The organism is Allorhizocola rhizosphaerae (assembly GCF_003426775.1).
Lineage (GTDB): Bacteria > Actinomycetota > Actinomycetes > Mycobacteriales > Micromonosporaceae > Allorhizocola > Allorhizocola rhizosphaerae.
The window spans coordinates 1-17,590 of sequence record NZ_QJUG01000072.1; the positions used below are offsets into that span (position 1 = coordinate 1).

Genomic DNA, 17,590 nt, shown 5'->3' on the forward strand with positions numbered 1-17,590 from the left:
ATCCTCTCGCCCACCCGTTTCGACCCCCAAGGCAAAACCCTCGCCGAACACCTCCGCACCCACCCCGTCCCCCTCCCCACCCTCCTCCTTCCGGCCGATCATGAACTTAAGTCCATGTTCGGCGGCGCGTCGTCACACTAACTTCATGATCAACTGGCAAGGCCCGGCGTCTGCGGCGGCCGGTGAAGACGAGTGGAGCGGAGGGATGTCGTTGAGCGCCAATCGTCAGGCCATGCTGGAAAAGCTGGCCTCGCTTGAAGCGGAGCACGCCAAAGCGCTCGCGGGCGGCGGGCCGAAGTATGTCGAGCGGCACCGGGCACGCGGCAAAATGCTTGCGCGCGAACGCATTGAGCTGCTGGTCGATGAGGACTCGCCGTTGCTGGAGCTGTCGCCGCTAGCGGGGTATGGCACCGACTTCCCGGTGGGCGCGGGTGTCGTCACCGGCGTCGGCGTCATCGAGGGTGTCGAGTGTGTGATTGTCGCCAATGATCCGACCGTGCGCGGCGGCGCGTCCAATCCGATCACGCTGCGCAAGACGTTCCGCGCGGGCGAGATCGCGTTGGCCAACCGGCTGCCGATGGTGAACCTCGTCGAGTCCGGCGGGGCCGACCTGCCCAGCCAGAAGGAGATTTTCATTCCGGGCGGGCGCGTCTTCCGCGACCTCACGAGGCTTTCCGCCGCCGGGATCCCCACCATCGCCATCGTGTTCGGCAACTCTACGGCCGGGGGCGCCTATGTGCCGGGCATGTGCGACCACGTCGTGATGATCAAGGAGCGGTCGAAGGTGTTCCTGGCCGGGCCGCCGCTGGTCAAAATGGCCACGGGCGAGGAGTCCGACGAGGAGTCGTTGGGCGGGGCCGACATGCACGCGCGCATTTCGGGCCTGGCCGACTATTACGCGGTCGATGAGTTGGATGCGCTCCGGCTGGGTCGGCAGATCGTGTCGCGGCTCAACTGGCGCAAGCTCGGCCCAGCGCCGGGTGCCTATGCCGAACCGCTGCACGACCCGCAGGAGCTGCTCGACATCGTGCCGCCCGACCTTCGCACCCCGTTCGACCCGCGCGAGGTGATCGTGCGGATCGTCGACGGCTCCCGGTTCGACGAGTTCAAGCCGCTGTACGGTGCGAGCCTGGTGTGCGGCTGGGCCACGCTCTGGGGCTATCCCATCGGCATTCTCGCCAACGCACGCGGTGTCCTGTTCAGCGAGGAGTCGCAGAAGGCCGCGCAGTTCATCCAGTTGGCCAACCGGTCGGACACACCGCTGGTGTTCCTGCACAACACCACCGGATACATGGTGGGCAAGGAGTACGAGCAGCGGGGCATCATCAAGCACGGCGCCGCCATGATTAACGCCGTGTCCAACAGCACCGTGCCGCATCTGTCCGTCCTCATTGGAGCGTCCTACGGGGCTGGGCACTACGGCATGTGCGGTCGGGCCTATGAACCACGCTTCCTGTTCGCCTGGCCCAGCGCAAAGTCGGCGGTCATGGGCGGCGCTCAGCTGGCCGGTGTGCTCGCTCTCGTGGCACAGCAGTCGGGGCGCGAGTTCAGCGAGGAGATGCGCCTGATGGTCGAGCACCAGATCGAGGCCGAGTCGCTGCCCGTGGTGCTGTCCGGATTGCTGTACGACGATGGCGTGATCGACCCGCGCGACACGCGCACCGTGCTTGGGGTCTGTCTGAGCGCGGCCCACTCGGCCCCGGTGGTGGGCGCCGCCAACTTCGGCGTGTTCCGGATGTGAGGCATGATGATCATTCGACTGTTGGTGGCGAACCGGGGTGAGATCGCCCGGCGGATCTTCCGGACGTGCGCGGAGATGGGGATCGGCACGGTGGCCGTGTATGAGGCGGACGACGATGATCACCTTGACTACGCCGACATGGCCGTGCGGGTGCGGTCCTACCTTGACGTCGACGAGCTCGTGCGGGCTGCCGAGTCGGCGGGTGCCCAGGCTGTTCACCCCGGATATGGCTTCCTGTCGGAAAACGCGGCCTTCGCCCGCGCGGTGATCGGCGCGGGGCTGGTGTGGATCGGGCCACCGCCGGAAGCCATCGAGGCGATGGGCTCGAAGACCGAAGCGAAGAAGCTGATGGCCGCGGCCGGGGTGCCTGTGCTGCCGGAATTCGCCGTGGCTGAGGTGCCCGCGCGCTCTGAAGCAGGTGCGGCCGGGGCGACGGCGTGGTCAGAGGCGGGCGGAGATGGGTCGGGGCCGCTGGGCAAGGCGGCGGCAGGCGGGGCGTCGGTGGTGTCCGAAGTGGACGTGGCGTTTCCGTTGGTGGTCAAGGCTTCTGCGGGCGGTGGCGGGCGCGGGATGCGGGTCGTGCGTGAGCCGGCCGCGCTGGAGCGGGCGCTGGCCGAGGCGCGGGCTGAGGCGGAGGCGGCGTTTGGGGATGCGGCCGTGTTTGTCGAGCCATATCTGGAGGATGCGCGGCACATCGAGGTGCAGGTGTTGGCGGACGCGCACGGTCGCATCTGGACACTGGGCGAGCGCGAGTGCTCGCTGCAGCGCCGCCACCAGAAGGTTGTCGAGGAGTCCCCGTCGCCGTTTGTCACACCAGCCCTGCGGGAGTCGTTGTGCGCGGCGGCGGTCAAGGCGGCGCAAGCGGTCGGCTATGTGAACGCCGGGACGGTCGAGTTTCTCGTGGATGGGTCGGGCCGCTTCTCCTTCCTGGAGATGAACACCCGTCTGCAGGTGGAGCACCCGGTCACCGAGGCCGTCACCGGGCTCGATCTGGTGCGCTGGCAGATCCTCATCGCCGCCGGGGCAACGCTGGAGGGCGATGCGCCCGTGCCGCGCGGTCACGCGATCGAGGCCCGGCTCTACGCCGAGGACCCACGCAACGGGTGGCTGCCGCAGGCGGGCACGCTGCGCCGCTTCGCCGTGCCGGCGCTGCCCGGCGTGCGGGTGGACGCGGGCGTGGACGACGGGTCGCGCGTGGGGGTGCGCTATGACCCCATGCTGGCCAAGGTGATCGCGCATGCCCCGACCCGGGACGAGGCCGGCGCCAAGCTCGCCGCCGCCCTCGCGGGCGCGCGGATCCACGGCCTGCGCACCAACCGCGACCACCTCGTGCGCACGCTGCGGCACCCCGCCTTTGTCGCCGGGCAGACCACGACCGCCTTCTTCGAGCGGCACGACCTGTCGACGGTGTTGGATGAGACCCCGTTCCGCGTGGCGGCCGCGCGGGCCGTGGCCGCGCTGAGCCGGACCGCCGGATGGCGCAACGTGCGCTCGCAACCGCGCCGCAAGTTTGGCGTGGAGTATGTGACACACCCTAGCGACCGTCCAGATCGGATAGTGCAGGAAATAGAGGGCGTGAGGCATGTCTTCCACGTCGCCATCTACGAAGACGTTGTCGAACTTGATTCCAGTTTCGGATCCCTTGCCCTGCCAAAGGAATCGCGCTTTCCCCAACCCGGCGTCACCGAAGTCGCCAGGGGGTCATTGATCGCGCCAATGCCCGGGATCGTGAGCCGCATCGGCGCGATGCCAGGGAAGAAGGTCCTTGCGGGGCAACCGATCCTGTGGCTTGAAGCGATGAAGATGGAACACCCGATCGTTGCGCGGTCCGACGGGGTCGTCACCGCGATTCACGCGCAGGCCGGACAACAGGTCGAAGTAGGCCAACCGCTAGCCACCGTTGAGGAGGAGTGATGCTGGAAGGCGAAGAGCGGCAAGCGCTGAGAAAAGCCGTGCGGCAGCTGGCCGGCAAATACGGGCGAGAGTACTTCATGTCCCGTGCCCGCGCGGGCGGCAAGACCACCGAGCTGTGGCGCGAGGCCGGACAGCTCGGCTATCTAGGCGTGCACATCCCCGAGGAATACGGCGGTGGCGGGGGTGGCATCGGTGATCTGGCCGCCGTGTGCGAGGAGCTGGCCACCGCGGGAAGCCCGCTGGCCATGATTGTGGTCTCGCCGGCCATCTGCGCCACGGTCATCCACCGGTTCGGCACCGACGAGCAGAAGGGCAAGTGGCTGCCCGGGCTCACCGACGGGTCGTTGATTTTTTCGTTCGCGATAACCGAACCCGACGCCGGGTCGAACTCGCACCGGCTCACCACGACCGCCCGCCGAGACGGCGACGACTGGGTCCTCAACGGACGCAAGACCTATATCACGGGCGTGGACGAGGCACACGCGGTGCTCGTCGTCGGCCGCACCGAGGATGCCCGCACAGGCAAGCTTAAACCCGCTCTTTTCGTTGTACCCACAACCGCGCCCGGTATTGCGTACACCCGAATAGAAACGGATCTGATCGCCCCGGAGAAGCAATTCGCCTTGTTCATCGATGAGGTAAGGCTTCCAGGCGAGGCATTGGTCGGCGATGAGGACGCCGGGCTCATGCAGCTGTTCGCGGGCCTCAATCCCGAGCGCATCATGGCGGCAGCGTTCGCGACCGGCATGGCCCGTTACGCGCTCGGGCGGGCGATCGAGTATGCCAAGACCCGCCAGGTGTGGGACGTCCCCATCGGTGGGCACCAGGCCATCTCCCACCCGCTCGCGATCGCGCACATCAATGTCGAGCTGGTCCGCCTCATGACGCAGAAGGCGGCCCACCTCTACGACCACGGGGAGGACTACGAAGCGGGCGAGGCCGCCAACATGGCCAAATACGCGGCGGGCGAAGCGGCAGTGGCCGCGATCGACGCGGCCATCCAAACCCACGGCGGCAACGGACTGTCCACTGAGTACGGTCTGGCCGCCATGCTCGCCGCGGCCCGGCTGATCCGGATCGCGCCCGTCAGCCGCGAGATGATCCTCAACTTCGTGGCGCAGAACACGCTCGGCCTGCCGAGGTCGTATTGATTCGCCGACCTCAACAGGACCGCAGCCGCGCGACCCGCCGCCGCCTGCTCGCCGCCGCCATCGAGTGTCTGGCCGAGTTGGGCTGGTCGGGCACCACGGTGGTGGTCGTGGCCGAGCGGGCCGGCGTGTCCCGCGGTGCGGCTCAGCACCACTTCCCGACCCGCGAGTCCCTGGTCGCCGGGGCCATCGAGGAGATGAGCGGGCTGCGTGCCGCCGGCATCGACACGTCGACCCCGCAGGCCGACGGGAAGCGGCGCACCCACGACGTACTGGATATGTTATTCAGTCTCTACAGTGGACCGGTCTTCCGAGCCGCGCTGCAACTGTGGATCGCGGCCGCCGCCGACGAGGCGCTCCGCGCGCAGATCGCCCCGCTTGAGGCCCAGCTCGGCCGGCAGGCCCACCGGCTGGCCGTCGACCTGCTGCGGGTGGACGAGAGCGAGCCGGGCGTGCGCGAGACGGTCCAGGCCACTTTGGACCTGGTCCGCGGGCTCGGCCTGGCCGATCTGCTCACCGACGACGCCAAGCGCCGGGCCCGCGTCCTCAGGCAATGGGCCAAGACCCTGGATCTGATCCTGCCCGGGGGCGACTAGAGGTGCTGCGCCCATGCCGGCCCGGAGGGTGGCGGCGTGCTCGGCTGGGGTTGGACGTCGAAGCCGTTCGCCGGCTGGCGTTGGCCGAGCAGGTCATCGCCGATCTGCTGCGCGGGCGCGTAACCGCTGGATGCAGCAGTTCGTCGCCCGGCTCACGTTCTGGGGGGCGCACTGATGCAGTAGTGTCCACGCGGAGGTGTTTGTCTGCTGGTGCCGGCCGCGGCCTTCAAAGCCGTACGGGCGCGTGACGAACGCGCCGGCGGGTTCGATTCCCGTCCACCTCCGCTCGGCCACGCTGCTCATTGCCCTTCGGGCAACTTCGCCGCGGGCCGCGACGCCAGCCGCGGGGCCGAGCCCCGCGCACCCCACGTTGCCGTGTCCGCGTCCGTAGGTTCGAATGAACGGCATGCATGTCATAGCAACGGCAGGTCACGTGGACCACGGCAAGTCGGCGTTGCTCAAGGCGTTGACCGGGATGGAGCCGGATCGCTGGGAGGAGGAGCGCCGCCGCGGGCTGACCATCGACCTGGGCTTCGTGTGGACCGGCGACCTGGCGTTCGTGGACGTGCCGGGCCACGAACGCTTTGTGGGCAACATGCTGGCCGGGGTGGGCTCCGTGCCGGCCGTGCTGTTCGTGGTCGCCGCGGACGAGGGTTGGATGCCACAGTCGGCGGAGCATCTGACCGCGCTCGACGCGCTCGGCGTGCGGCACGGCCTGCTGGCCATCACCAAGACCGATCTCATGGAGCCCGAACTGGCCGCCGAGGAGGCCCTGGCCCAGATCCGCGCCACGAGCCTGGGCGACATTCCGGTCATCCCGGTCAGCGCCCGCACGGGCGACGGGATCCCACGCCTGCGCGAGGCCTTCGACGACCTGACCAAGAACCTGCCGCCCGCCGACCCCAACGCGCCCGTCCGGCTGTGGATCGACCGTGGCTTCACCATCCACGGCGCGGGCCTCGTCGTCACCGGCACACTGCAGGCGGGCACCATCCGCGCCGGTGACCCGCTCGAACTCGCCCGCACACAGAAGCACTACACCGTGCGCGAGATCCAATCCTTGAGCCACAAGGTGAACGAGGCCAGCGGGGTCGCCCGGGTCGCGCTCAACCTCCGGGGTGCGCATCGCGGCGACATCCGGCGCGGTGACGCCCTGATGACCCCCGGCACATACAAGACCAGCACGCTTATCGACGTCCGCACCAGCGTTTCCGGCCCGGCCGAACTTCTCGTCCACATCGGATCGGCCACAGTGGACGGTCGCTTGCGGACACTCGGGGCGGACACCGCGCGGCTGACCCTCGGCGAGGCCCTGCCGCTGCGCCTGGGGGACCGGCTCGTGCTGCGGCATGACCGCGGCGTGACCGGGGGAGCGGTCATCCTGGACATCGACCCGGAGCCGCTGCGCCGAAAGGGTGCGGCCAAGCGGCGTTCCCTTGATTTATCGCAGTACGCCGACGAGCCCGACCCGTGGGCCGAGTTGACCCGGCGTGGCATCGTGCGCGCCGACACGCTGCGCGTCATGGGCATCGACCCGCCCACCGCGCCGCTCGCCGCCGACTGGCTGGTCGCACCGGAGCTGGCCGAATCGCTGCGCGCCCGCCTCGCCGCGCTCACCGAAGGCACGCTCACCGGAGGCCACCCGATCGCGGTCGAGCACGCGCGCAAAAACCTCGCACTGCCCGACGCCCGGCTCGTGGCCCCGCTTCTCCCGCCCGGCCGCGCCATCCGCGACGGCATGATCGTGCGCGCCGGTGCGCCCGACGCGCTCGCTCCCGCCCTGCGCCAGCGCATTGAGCACCTCGAAAAATCGCACGCCGGCTTCGTACCACTTGATGAAACGGGTTTAAATCCGGCCGATCTGGCCGCGGCTATCCGAAGTGGACGGTTGGTGCGCCTCGCTCCCGACGTGGTGCTGCTGGCCACCACCGTGGAGCACGCCCTGAGCGTCCTGCGAAACCTCCCACAGCCGTTCACGGTCAGCCAAGCCCGCGAGGCGCTGAACTCCACCCGCAAAATCATGGTCCCTTTGCTGGAACACCTGGCACGCAACGGAAAGACCCGCCGGGATGCCGACGGCAACCATCGCCTGTTGTGAACGTGTAGATGGCCGGGGCCGCCCGGAGCCCCGGCCATCTATCTCCACCGCTACATCAGGTTTGCCGCATACCAGGTGAGGAAGCCGATTTGCGCGTCGCCCCACGGCCGGATCGCCGGTGCGTACCAGACCGTGTTGGAGCCCCAGATCCAGCCGAAGGCCGTGCTGCACGGGGTGTTGAGGATGCCGGCCGTGACCGTGCCCCGGGCCCGCGCGCCCCACTTGAACCACGACAGGTTGATCGCCCACGAGAACACCGGGCCACCGCTGTCGCCGGGCGCGGCGATGCAGTTGTTCGGGTTCGTGTTGAACGGAACCTTCTCGGCCCTGATCATCGGTGACATGCCCAGCACGCTGGTGTTGACCGCGACGACCCGCGCGTTGCAGCGCTCGCCGCTGGTCGCGCCGCTGGTGCAGATCCAGTTGCCGACATAGTCGGACGTGGCCCCGACCACCGGGGTGCTCGACATGCTCGCCCACCCGCCGGTGTAGATGCGCCCGGCGAACGTGCGGTTCGGCGGCCGGTTAATCAGCAGGTGATCACGCGGGTTGATGTCGGCGACGACACTCGTGGTGGGCTGGGTGGCGTTGCCGATGCGAACCACGTTGCTGACGTTGGCGCAGTGCGCGGCCGAGACCATCCGCGGCTGCCCACCGGCGATCACGCTGAACCCGGTCGAGCACTGCCCTCCCGTGCTCAGGTTGGTCCAGCGGGCCCCGCCCCAGTACGGCGAGATGTCGTTCTGCCGGTTCCACAGCAGCTCGGGCCGCTGTTCGAGGTTGACCGTCAGCGGGAGCCTGGCCTCGCCACGGACGGCCTCGGCGTCGGCGTCATTGCTGACCGTCACGGTGACGCCGGAGCCGTCCACATTGGGCGCTGCCTCGCCCACCCGCTTGTCGGCGCCGAGCCGGAGCACCTCCTCGTTCAGCTCGACCTGGCTGTACCGGGCGCCGGCGAAGCTCACCGGGACGCCCGCGCGGGCAGCGCGCTCCTTGACTTCGGCCGGTACCTCACCCTTCCAATAGACAAGCAGCTCGCGGTTTTCCGGCGCGGCGACCAGACCGCTGTATCCCTCGGATCGCTCGGATAAGATGTGGTCGGCCGCGTTGTTGAGCCGGTCCTGCAGCTCGGAGAGCTCCTCCCACGACCGGAAGCCGGCCGGAGGGGCCTCGACCGGCGCGGAATCAGTGTCCTTTTTGGCCTCTTCTGCGGCCGTTGCCGGGACGGCCAACAGCCCGGCGAAGATGATGGCGACGCCCAAGGTGATCTGGACGTGGCGAAGGTGTCTACGATTCATGCCGCTCATCGTCGGAAAACCGACGCCCGTATCCGGCGGATCCTGAACCGCATTGAACGCGAATGCGCACCCTGGAAAAATGACGAGCGCTGATGCCTCGATGGGAGTGGGATGGCCAAGGGCGAGACCCTGCCGGATCTGGCGCGGATGCTGCGCCAGCTGAGGCGGCGCGATGCCCGGCGCCGGGGTGGTGCGGAGCACAGCTATCGCGCCCTGGCCGCCAAGACCGGCTGGTCGGCCGGGATCATCGCGCACTATTTCACCGGCAAGACGCTGCCTCCGACCGATCGGTTCGACATCCTGGTTCGCCTGCTGGGCGCGACACCGGCCGAGCAGGGCCGGCTCGCGACCATCCGCGACCGCATCGACGAGGATCGACGCCAGCCGGCGCTGCCGGGCGCGCACGTGGTGCGCCTGCTCGGCCCGATCGAGGTGGTCGGGCCCAATGGGCCGGCGAGCCTGGTTGGCCCGCGGCAGCGCACGCTGATCGGACTGCTCGGGCTGCGCGCGGGCAACCTGGTCTCGCATCTGAAGCTGGCCGAGGGGCTGTGGGGCGAAGCGACTCCGCGCACAGCCATGCGCTCGCTCTATTCCCACATCGCGCGGATCAGGCAGGCCCTCGACGACTGCGGCCTGCCCGGCATCCTGATCACCCGCGACTCCGGCTATGTGCTCAACCTGCGACCGGCCGAAGTGGACACCATGAGCTTCGAGGAGCGCGTCGGGCAGGGCCGCGAGGCGCTCGCCCGGGGCGCGGCGACCGAGGCGGTGACCCATCTGCTCGACGGCCTGGCGCTGTGGCGCGGCCCGGCCTTCGAGGACGGCGAGCCCGCGGGCTGGGCCGAGGTCGAGGTGGAACGCCTGGCGCAGGCCCGGATGAGCGCGCTTGAGGACCTGTGGGACGCGCGGCTTCGCCTTGGCGAGCACGCGGCCGCCGTCGACGAGATCGAGCGCCTGCTGGCCACCGATCCCGCCCGCGAGCGCCTGGTCAGCCTGCTCATGCTGGCGCTGTGCCGGTCGGGGCGGCACGCCAGCGCGATCGAGGCATACCAGCGGTTGCGCGTGCATCTGGCCGACCAGCTTGGGGTGGATCCGAGCCCGCAGTTGCAGCGCATGCATGTGGCCGTGCTGCGGCGCGACCCGTCGCTGGACCTCGACGGCCCGGCCACCGCCGCCGCGCCCCTGCCGAAACCGGCGCAGCTGCCGCCGCGTACCGGCCACTTCACCGGCCGCGCGGCCGAGAAGTCCACATTGGACTCCGCGGAGGGCATCGTGGTCATCTCCGGCGCGGGCGGCATGGGCAAGACCGCCCTCGCCGTGCACTGGGCGCACGACAACCTCGACCGCTTCCCCGACGGCCAGCTGTTCCTCGACCTGCGCGGGCACGACCCGGCCACATCCATGCCGACCGGTGAGGCGCTCACCCATCTGCTGCGCGGGCTGGGCATGACCGGAGACATCGGACTGTATCGCTCGGCGATGCGCGAGCGGCGCATGCTCATCCTGCTCGACAACGCCGGCACGGCCGAACAGGTCGCCCCGCTCGTGCCGCCCGACTCGGCGAGCCTGCTCATCGTCACCAGCCGGCATCAGCTGGCGGGCCTCGCGCTCGACCACGCCGTGACCGCGATCCATCTCGACACGCTCACCCACCAGGACGCGTCCACGCTCCTGCAGCGGGTGCTCGGCCGCGATCGCGTGGCGCGCGAGCAGGAGTCGGCCGATCAGCTGGTCGACCTGTGCGGGCGGATGCCGCTCGCGCTGCGCATCGCCGCCGCGAAGCTGGTCGCCCGCCGGCTGCGGCCGCTGTCGGAGCTGGTCACCGAGCTCACCGGCGAGGACCGGCTCGGTGCGCTGACCGTGCCCGGGGAGTCGCGCGGTGTGCGCACGGTCTTCGCGACCGCCTACCAGTCGCTGAGCCGCCTGGCCGCGACGCTCTTTCGCCGCCTGGGCAACCAGCCGGGCCCGACGTTCAGCGCGCATCTGGCGGCGGCACTGGCCGACGGCCCGGTGCACGAGGCGCTCGACGAGCTGGCCGCGGCCCACCTGGTATCCGAAGTGGACGGTGGGCGGTACCGCTTTCACGATCTGATCCGGCTCTACGCCGTGGAGTGCTCGACGCCGGATGAGCGTGGCGATTCTTCGATTCTCATCTGGTACCTGGCAATGGCCGAGATAATCAACCACATCCTGGAGCCGGCCCGGGACAGGGTCAAGGTGTCCTGGGAGAGCCCACCCCCCGACATGCCGTTCCTGGCGACCGCCGAGCACGTCTTGTCGTTTCTGGACGGTGAGCGGCCCAACCTGCTCCCGGTCGCCCGCGCCGCCGCCCGGCACGGCCACCCGCAGGTCACCTGGCAGCTGGCCTACCTGCTGGCCGGCTACTACACGCACCGCGGCTACTGGGCCGACTACACCGAGATCTGCCGCGAGGGCCTCGCGGCGGCCCTGCGCCTCGACGATCCGGCCGCCGAACGCCTGATGCGCAGCGGGCTGGGCGTGGCGCACAATGTCATGCGGCGGCACGAGGACGCACTGGAGCAGCTGACCCAGGCGCTCGACCTGATGAAGGCCGCCGGCGACCAGCGCGGGCAGGGCATGGCGCTCAACAACATCGCCCACGCGTACGTCCAACTCGGCCGGCACGGCGACGCCATCGCGGCGCTACAGCAGGCGCTCGACCTGCACCTGGCCGACAACCACCTGCCGGGGGTGGCGTTGGCGTTCAACAACATCGCCGACACCTACAACCAGATGGGAGACCCGGCCAAGGCGTTCGCCCCGCTGGAGCGGGCGCTGCGGCTCGCCCGTGACCTGGGCAACGGCCACCTGGAGGGCGCCGTGCTGCAAAACCTCGGCGAGACCTGCCTGGCAACGGGCGATGAGGACGGCGCGTTGGCCCACTTCGCCCACGCGCTGGCGATCCGCAGGCGCAACGGGGAGAAGCGGCGTGAGGCCGAGACGTCCAACGCCATCGGCCTCATCCACCTCTCCCGCGGCGACCACGCCGGTGCGCTCGACCACTTCGGCCGGGCCCTCGCGCTCAGCCGTGAGATCAACGACCGCACGCTGGAGTCGACCACGCTCGCGCACATGTCCGGCCTGGGTTAGGCCCGCTAGTAAACGATCGTGACCTGGCCCGAGCCGGCGATCACCGAGCCGGCCGTGTAACCGGAGACGTACACGTGGAAGTAGTGGCCGCTGGTGTGCGTGAACGCGTTCGGCAGCAGTTTCACCTCCACGAAGACGACCAGCGCACCGGCCGGGATGTGCACGGTCGTGTGCACGGGTTCGTAATCCACGCCGCCCAGGAGGGTCCCGTCGGCGGTGTCGAGGTGCGCCGACTGGGTCGTGGCGTTGGCCTCGTTCAGCACGAGCGGCACCTGGATGATGTGCCCCGGTTCGAACGTCTTCACGCCCGCGTCCATCGGCGCGAGCACACCCGGCGGCAGGGCGCAGACGGGCTTGTCGCCCTTGCGGGTCACCAGGCAGGTGCGGCTGTCAACGGTGGCAAGGCGGGACTGGACGTCGTCGTCGAAGATCCGGCCCTGCCCCGGGCCGGACGCGACGCGCACGTCGCGGCTGGGGAACACGAGCGCCACCCGGAAGTCCTCGAACGGCCCTTCGATCAGGTTGTCACCGATGATCGTCGCCGTGATCCGGCGGGCCGTCGTGTCGCCCGCGGCCCACGTCAACCGGCCGTTGTCGAGCATGAAGTCCAGCTGGCGCTTGGCCGTGCCGTCGGTGACCACATAGGACACTTCACCGGCGGCGGCGCAACCACCGGTGTACACGACGAAGGTCAGGCCCCTACCCGCTTCGGAGACGGTCACCTGCGGATCGATCGCGACCGAGCGCTGGCACGTGCCTGCGGCGACACCGGGCGGGCCGCCGCCCACGGCCACGGCCATGGCGGCGGCCAAGCCGGCCACACCCGCGACGACCGCGCGCAGCATCTTTATATTCAAAGTCATGCGCGCATCATCGGGCATGAATGTTGTGGTGAGCTTGTGAGAACTCTGTCGCAAACATGTCACATGGCCTGCGCGCCTCACTGAGCGCCTAGTTGCGCGCCTCGCTGAGCGCCTCACTGCGCGCCTAGTTGCGCGCCTCGCTGTGCGCCTCACTGAGCGCTGAAGATGATCGCGGCGCGCAGCGCGATGATGCCGGCCAGAACCAGCGTAGTCGGCAGAGTCGAGGCCGCGTGGACCGCGCGCACGGCGACCGTCCCGTCGGGGCTGATGCTCGCCCGCGTGCTGCCGGAAAGGAGCCCGCTGAACAGGCCGATCAGCGCCGCCGCCCAGAGCGCGAACCACGGCGGCCCGAAGGCCCGCTCCAGCGCGCCGGTCGGGAACAGCGTGACCACGAACGCCACGATCAATGCGAGTTCGAGGATCTGGAACCAGCGCTCGCCCAACGCCAGCGCACCCACGCTTGGCGAGGCCTCGCGGCGGAACCGGACGAGCCAGCCCATCAGCGCGGCCGAGCCGGACAGCCCGGAGGCGAGAAACAGCCCGCCCAGCGTCCACGTGTCGCTCCACACCGGCTGGTTGGACACCGACAGCAGCACGCCGGTGTAACCCGCGACGAACAGCCCGAGCGGTGCGCCCGCGAAGGACACGAGCTTGCCGAGGCGCGGGAAGAAGCGCCGCTCGCGGTCGAGGGTCCAAGCCTCGACGAACGACCACGTCGCGAAGGCGCCGAAGATGGTGAGCGCCCAGGCGCCGACCGACATGGGCGACCAGTACTTGAAGTTCAGACCCAGGTTGCCCGGTGTCGTGTTGACCAGCATGTGCCAGAAGCGCAGCGGCTGGCCCAGGTCCAGCGTGAGCAGCACGGGACAGGGGAGCAGCGCCACGAACGAGACGTAGTAGCCGATGCGGGCGGCCGGCTCGTCCTCGGGCTTGCCGAACAGGCGCAGCATCGAGGCGAGGAGGTAGGACCCGCCCGTCAGCCCGGCGAAGAAGAAATAGCCGAGGATGTACCAGGTCCAGTCCGGGTCGCGCACGAAGTGCTGCGCGTCGTCAAGAGTCATCATCGCGCGCCCTTCTTCTGCGCAGCGCGATCAACCCGCCCAGCACCGCGAGCGCGGCCGTGGCGAGCGTGGTCAGATAGCCGCGCTTGTTGTGGCGACTGGGGAGCACGGCGTTGGCCGCGTCGGGCAGCCGGTATTTCTCGGGCTCGTCCATCAGCAGGAAGAAGGCGTTGAGCCCGCCGTAGACCGAATCGTCGTGCCCATACAGCTGGGCTTGCGGCACGCCCTGCGCGTGCAGTGTGTCCAGCCGCCGGCTCGCGCGCTCCCGCAGCTCGTCGAGCGGTCCGAATTGAATGGACTGGGTGGGGCACGCTTTGGCGCACGCTGGTTCCATCCCGCCCTGCAGCCGGTCGTAACACAGCGTGCACTTCTGCGCGACCCTGCTGTGCTCGTCCTGCTCGATGACCCCGTAGGGGCACGCGGAAATGCAGTTGCGGCAACCGTTGCACACGTCCGGTTGGATGAACACGCTGTCGAACTCGGTGCGGATGATGGCGTTGGTCGGGCACACCTCCATGCAGCTGGCGTGCTGGCAGTGCTTGCACACGTCCGACATCATCAGCCACGCCTTGCCCTGCCCGGTGACTGCCGGATTATCCGGGACGTTGTCGTGGAACTGGACGGCGCGCCAATTTTGCGCATCGAGGCGGCCGGTGTTGTCGTATCCGTCGCCGAACGCCGGCGGGTTGCCCTCCAACAGGTTCCAGCTCTTGCACGCGACCTCGCACGCCTTGCATCCAATGCAGACACTCGTGTCGGTGAAGAATCCGTAGGCCGTTCCGGGAGTGATCTCCATGTCAAACCCCCATCAGGTTGGGCGTAATCTTGGTCAGCCCTTGTTCGGCGGCGTAAAGGTCCAGCGGCAGTGCCGCCAGCTCGTCCACCTCCGGCACGGCCTGGCGGTCCCGGCCCAGATCCACCTCGATGAGATAGCGCGAGCACGGCCGGCATGCCTCGATGGTCATGTGCGCGAACACGTCCCGGTCGGCGTAGGAGGTCGTCTTCTCGCCGCACACCGGGCATGCGCTCGCAGAAAACGCCCACGTGCGTTTGCACCACGCGCACATGAGCCGGCGACGGCCCGCCACGAGCGGCTCATCGGGCGCGGCCCGGAAACTGAGCAGTGGCACGCACTCGTGCTCGCCGCCTGGCCACGTCGCTCGTTCGAGGAAGCGCGCGACCGGCTCGGGCGGGTCGGGTCGGCGCACGGCCTCCCGCAGATAGGCCGGCCCTGCCTCGTCCACGGCGGCCACGACGTCCCCCGGCGAGTCAAGCAGCGCAACGTAGAACGTCATCACCGGCGCCGCGAACGGATACCGCTCGCGGAGTTGCAGTGCGCGCCTACGTTTCACAGCTTCTCTATATTCACGAGGAATGCCTTGAACTCGGGCGTGCGCGAGCTGGCGTCGCCGACGAATGGCGTGAGGGCGTTGGCCAGCCAGTGTTGCCCGGTGTTGATGCCCACGAAACCCCAGTGGATCGGGATGCCGATCTGGTACACCTTCTTGCCGTCGATGGTCAGCGGGCCGAGGCGCGACGTGACGACCGCGCGCACCTCCAGCTTGCCGCGCTTGGAAGACACCCGCACGGCGTCGCCGGTCGCGATGCCCTTCTCGCGTGCCAGCTCCGCCGGCACCTCCACGAACGCCTCAGGCTGCAGCGCGACCAGCTGGTCCACGTGCTGGGTCACGTAGTGCTCGTGCTCGGTGAGCCGGTATGACGTTGCCACGTAGGGGAACTCGCGCCGCGATCCGAACCGGTCGGGTAGATAGATGTGCGCCACGGGAGTGGCGGATTGGTGGGGGTGCAACGGGTTGTCGACCGGCGACTCCACCGGCTCGTAGTGCTCCGGGAACGGCCCGTCGGCGACGCCGTTGCTGAACAGCCGGCCCATGCCCTCGCTCGTCATGATGAACGGCAGCGGTGACGCCTGGTCAGCGGGGTTGGCGGTGGCCGGGTAGTCGGGCACGTCACCGGTCCACTTCGCACCGTCCCACGCGATGCCGGGACGCGTTGGGTCCCAAGGCTTTCCGGCCGGGTCGGCCGACGCGCGGTTGTAGAGCACGCGCCGGTTGAGCGGCCACGACCACGCCCAGTTGGGGTAGAATCCCATGCCGGTCGGGTCGTTGCGCGCCGGGTCCTGGATGCCGTCGCGGCGCTTGGCCAGGTTGCCGCTCTCCGGATAGTGCCCGCAATAGATCCAGTCTCCGGACGTCGTGGTCCCGTCGTCCTTCAGCGCCGCGAACGTTGCAAGCCTTTGGCCCGTACCGAGATCCCGCCCGTTGATCTCCTGCGCTATCTCGTCGAGCTCGGGACGACGCGGGTCGCGGTAGGGCATGGTGAGCTGGAGAACCGGCGACGGGTATGTCCCGCCGTCGCGCTCGTAGAGCGTGCGCACCCGCATGAAGGCCTCGGCGAGCATCCAGTGGTCGTGCCGCGCCTCGCCCTCGGGCGGAAGCACCTGCTCCTTCCACTGCACCCACCGGCCGCTGTTGGTGAATGAGCCGTCTTTTTCGATCCAGTGCGTCGCCGGGAGCAGGAGCACCTCGGTCTGCACATTGGACGGTTCGATGCCGGGTGCCCGCCAGAACTCGGAACTCGTTGTGGCGTAGGAATCCATGACGCACAGCCACTTGAGATTGGACAGTGCCTGCAGCACCTGGTTGGAATCGGGCCCGATGCTGGTGGCCGTCATGCCCGACAGCATGAGGCCTTCCATCCGGCCGCGCAGTGCGGCGTCGAAAATGGACAGCCATGACGCGTCGGCGGCGGGCTTGGGCAGGTGGTGAAACGCGAAGTCGTTGTCGGCGCGGGCGCTTTCGCCGTACCAGGTCTTAAGTAGAGAGACCAGGAACTTGCGATAGTTTTCGCCGAAGAAGTTCAACGAGTTGGGCCGCAATTTCTTCGAGGCGCTGCGCGCGAGATAGTCGTCGATGTTTTGCTGGCCGGGGGCCGGGATGCGCAGATATCCGGGCAGGATGTCCCACGAGATGGCATGGTCGGTGTTGCCTTGGATGTTGGCGTGACCGCGCTCGGCGTTCATGCCGCCGCCGGGCCGGCCCATGTTGCCCAGCAACAGTTGCAGCAGCGCGCCGGAGCGGATCAGCTGGACCCCGGTGGTGTGATGGGTGAGACCGACCGCATAGACGATCGTCATCACCTTGTCGGGCTTGCCCGTCTCGCCGACGAGCTTGGCGACCTCTTCGAAGTCGGTGCGGGGAATGCCGGTGATGCGTTCCACCATCTCCGGTGTGTACCGGTTGTAGTGCGCGCGCATCAGGTTGAGCACCGATCGCGGGTGGTCGATGTCGAGCACCACGAATCCGTCCGGCCCGGTTTCATAGGCCCACTCCGCCGCGTTGTAGGTCTTGCGTTGCGGATCGAACCCGTTGAACATGCCCTCGTCGAACGAATAGCCCTCGGCGACGACGAACGCCGCGTTGGTGGCCATGCGCACATATTCGTCGTGGTAGAGGTTGTTTCGCAGCACGTGGTTGATGAGCCCGCCGAAGTAGGCGACGTCCGTGCCCGTGCGAATCCGCAGATATTTGTCGGCAACGGCCGACGTGCGGGTGAACCGCGGATCGGCGTGGATCATTTTCGCGCCGCGGTCGAGCTTGGCGCGCATCATCCACTGGAAGCCGACCGGGTGCGCCTCCGCGGGGTTGGCCCCGTTGATCAGGATGAGATCGGCATGCCTGATGTCACGCCAGTGGTTGGTCATGGCCCCGCGGCCGAATGTGGCGGCCAGACTGACCAC

Annotated in this window: 12 protein-coding genes and 1 tRNA gene; 7 read left to right on the plus strand and 6 right to left on the minus strand. The window is 68.8% G+C overall.

The window, feature by feature from the left end; translation table 11 throughout:
• Positions 1–205 precede the first annotated feature (205 nt).
• From DM816_RS17390 to selB, 6 genes are all read left to right on the plus strand, one after another.
• On the plus strand, positions 206–1,741 hold the full coding sequence (locus DM816_RS17390) for an acyl-CoA carboxylase subunit beta (RefSeq protein WP_117211314.1): 1,536 nt from the start codon (positions 206–208) through the stop codon (positions 1,739–1,741).
• A 6-nt stretch (positions 1,742–1,747) separates the two neighbouring features.
• Positions 1,748–3,655: an acetyl/propionyl/methylcrotonyl-CoA carboxylase subunit alpha gene (locus tag DM816_RS17395; RefSeq protein ID WP_117211315.1), complete on the plus strand. Its 1,908-nt coding sequence runs from the start codon at positions 1,748–1,750 to the stop codon at positions 3,653–3,655.
• Positions 3,655–4,806: an acyl-CoA dehydrogenase family protein gene (locus DM816_RS17400; protein ID WP_117211316.1), complete on the plus strand. Its 1,152-nt coding sequence runs from the start codon at positions 3,655–3,657 to the stop codon at positions 4,804–4,806. Before DM816_RS17395 ends, DM816_RS17400 begins: the two co-directional genes overlap by 1 nt.
• Complete coding sequence (locus DM816_RS17405; protein ID WP_117211292.1) at positions 4,803–5,399, plus strand: TetR/AcrR family transcriptional regulator; 597 nt, start codon at positions 4,803–4,805, stop codon at positions 5,397–5,399. Before DM816_RS17400 ends, DM816_RS17405 begins: the two co-directional genes overlap by 4 nt.
• 192 nt (positions 5,400–5,591) lie before the next feature.
• Positions 5,592–5,684 (plus strand) — tRNA-Sec (locus tag DM816_RS17410).
• A 121-nt stretch (positions 5,685–5,805) separates the two neighbouring features.
• Positions 5,806–7,497 (plus strand): selenocysteine-specific translation elongation factor, encoded by a 1,692-nt coding sequence (selB, locus tag DM816_RS17415; protein ID WP_117211317.1) that lies wholly within the window; start codon positions 5,806–5,808, stop codon positions 7,495–7,497.
• A 50-nt stretch (positions 7,498–7,547) separates the two neighbouring features.
• Here the strand turns inward: selB and DM816_RS17420 are convergent, their stop codons facing one another.
• Entirely contained in the window at positions 7,548–8,795 is a 1,248-nt protein-coding gene (locus tag DM816_RS17420; RefSeq protein ID WP_162907565.1) for a S1 family peptidase, read from the minus strand.
• 111 nt (positions 8,796–8,906) lie between these two features.
• Here DM816_RS17420 and DM816_RS17425 point away from each other — a divergent pair, with 111 nt between their 5' ends.
• Positions 8,907–11,906 (plus strand): BTAD domain-containing putative transcriptional regulator, encoded by a 3,000-nt coding sequence (locus DM816_RS17425; RefSeq protein ID WP_117211294.1) that lies wholly within the window; start codon positions 8,907–8,909, stop codon positions 11,904–11,906.
• Positions 11,907–11,911: 5 nt separating this feature from the next.
• Here DM816_RS17425 and DM816_RS17430 read toward each other — a convergent pair whose 3' ends face one another.
• The 5 genes from DM816_RS17430 to fdnG all read right to left on the minus strand — a co-directional run bounded on the left by DM816_RS17430 (position 11,912) and on the right by fdnG (position 17,590).
• A complete protein-coding gene (locus DM816_RS17430; protein WP_162907566.1) occupies positions 11,912–12,769 on the minus strand; it encodes a Calx-beta domain-containing protein in 858 nt (285 codons plus the stop codon).
• 149 nt (positions 12,770–12,918) lie between these two features.
• A complete protein-coding gene (nrfD, locus tag DM816_RS17435) occupies positions 12,919–13,833 on the minus strand; it encodes an NrfD/PsrC family molybdoenzyme membrane anchor subunit (protein ID WP_117211296.1) in 915 nt (304 codons plus the stop codon).
• Complete coding sequence (locus DM816_RS17440; protein ID WP_117211297.1) at positions 13,820–14,626, minus strand: 4Fe-4S dicluster domain-containing protein; 807 nt, start codon at positions 14,624–14,626, stop codon at positions 13,820–13,822. Before DM816_RS17440 ends, nrfD begins: the two co-directional genes overlap by 14 nt.
• A gap of 1 nt (position 14,627) precedes the next feature.
• Complete coding sequence (locus tag DM816_RS17445) at positions 14,628–15,182, minus strand: formate dehydrogenase accessory protein FdhE domain-containing protein (protein ID WP_117211298.1); 555 nt, start codon at positions 15,180–15,182, stop codon at positions 14,628–14,630.
• Entirely contained in the window at positions 15,179–17,590 is a 2,412-nt protein-coding gene (fdnG, locus tag DM816_RS17450; protein WP_162907567.1) for a formate dehydrogenase-N subunit alpha, read from the minus strand. The genes DM816_RS17445 and fdnG overlap by 4 nt, the downstream gene beginning before the upstream one ends.

Bases quoted from the DNA above. Each gene is read 5' to 3' on its own strand.
- DM816_RS17400 (WP_117211316.1), top strand. From the start codon at position 3,655: ATGCTGGAAGGCGAAGAGCGGCAAGCGCTGAGAAAAGCCGTGCGGCAG.
- DM816_RS17420 (WP_162907565.1), bottom strand. From the start codon at position 8,795: ATGAATCGTAGACACCTTCGCCACGTCCAGATCACCTTGGGCGTCGCC.
- DM816_RS17395 (WP_117211315.1), top strand. From the start codon at position 1,748: ATGATCATTCGACTGTTGGTGGCGAACCGGGGTGAGATCGCCCGGCGG.
- DM816_RS17440 (WP_117211297.1), bottom strand. From the start codon at position 14,626: ATGGAGATCACTCCCGGAACGGCCTACGGATTCTTCACCGACACGAGT.
- DM816_RS17430 (WP_162907566.1), bottom strand. From the start codon at position 12,769: ATGACTTTGAATATAAAGATGCTGCGCGCGGTCGTCGCGGGTGTGGCC.
- nrfD (WP_117211296.1), bottom strand. From the start codon at position 13,833: ATGATGACTCTTGACGACGCGCAGCACTTCGTGCGCGACCCGGACTGG.
- DM816_RS17425 (WP_117211294.1), top strand. From the start codon at position 8,907: ATGGCCAAGGGCGAGACCCTGCCGGATCTGGCGCGGATGCTGCGCCAG.
- DM816_RS17390 (WP_117211314.1), top strand. From the start codon at position 206: ATGTCGTTGAGCGCCAATCGTCAGGCCATGCTGGAAAAGCTGGCCTCG.
- selB (WP_117211317.1), top strand. From the start codon at position 5,806: ATGCATGTCATAGCAACGGCAGGTCACGTGGACCACGGCAAGTCGGCG.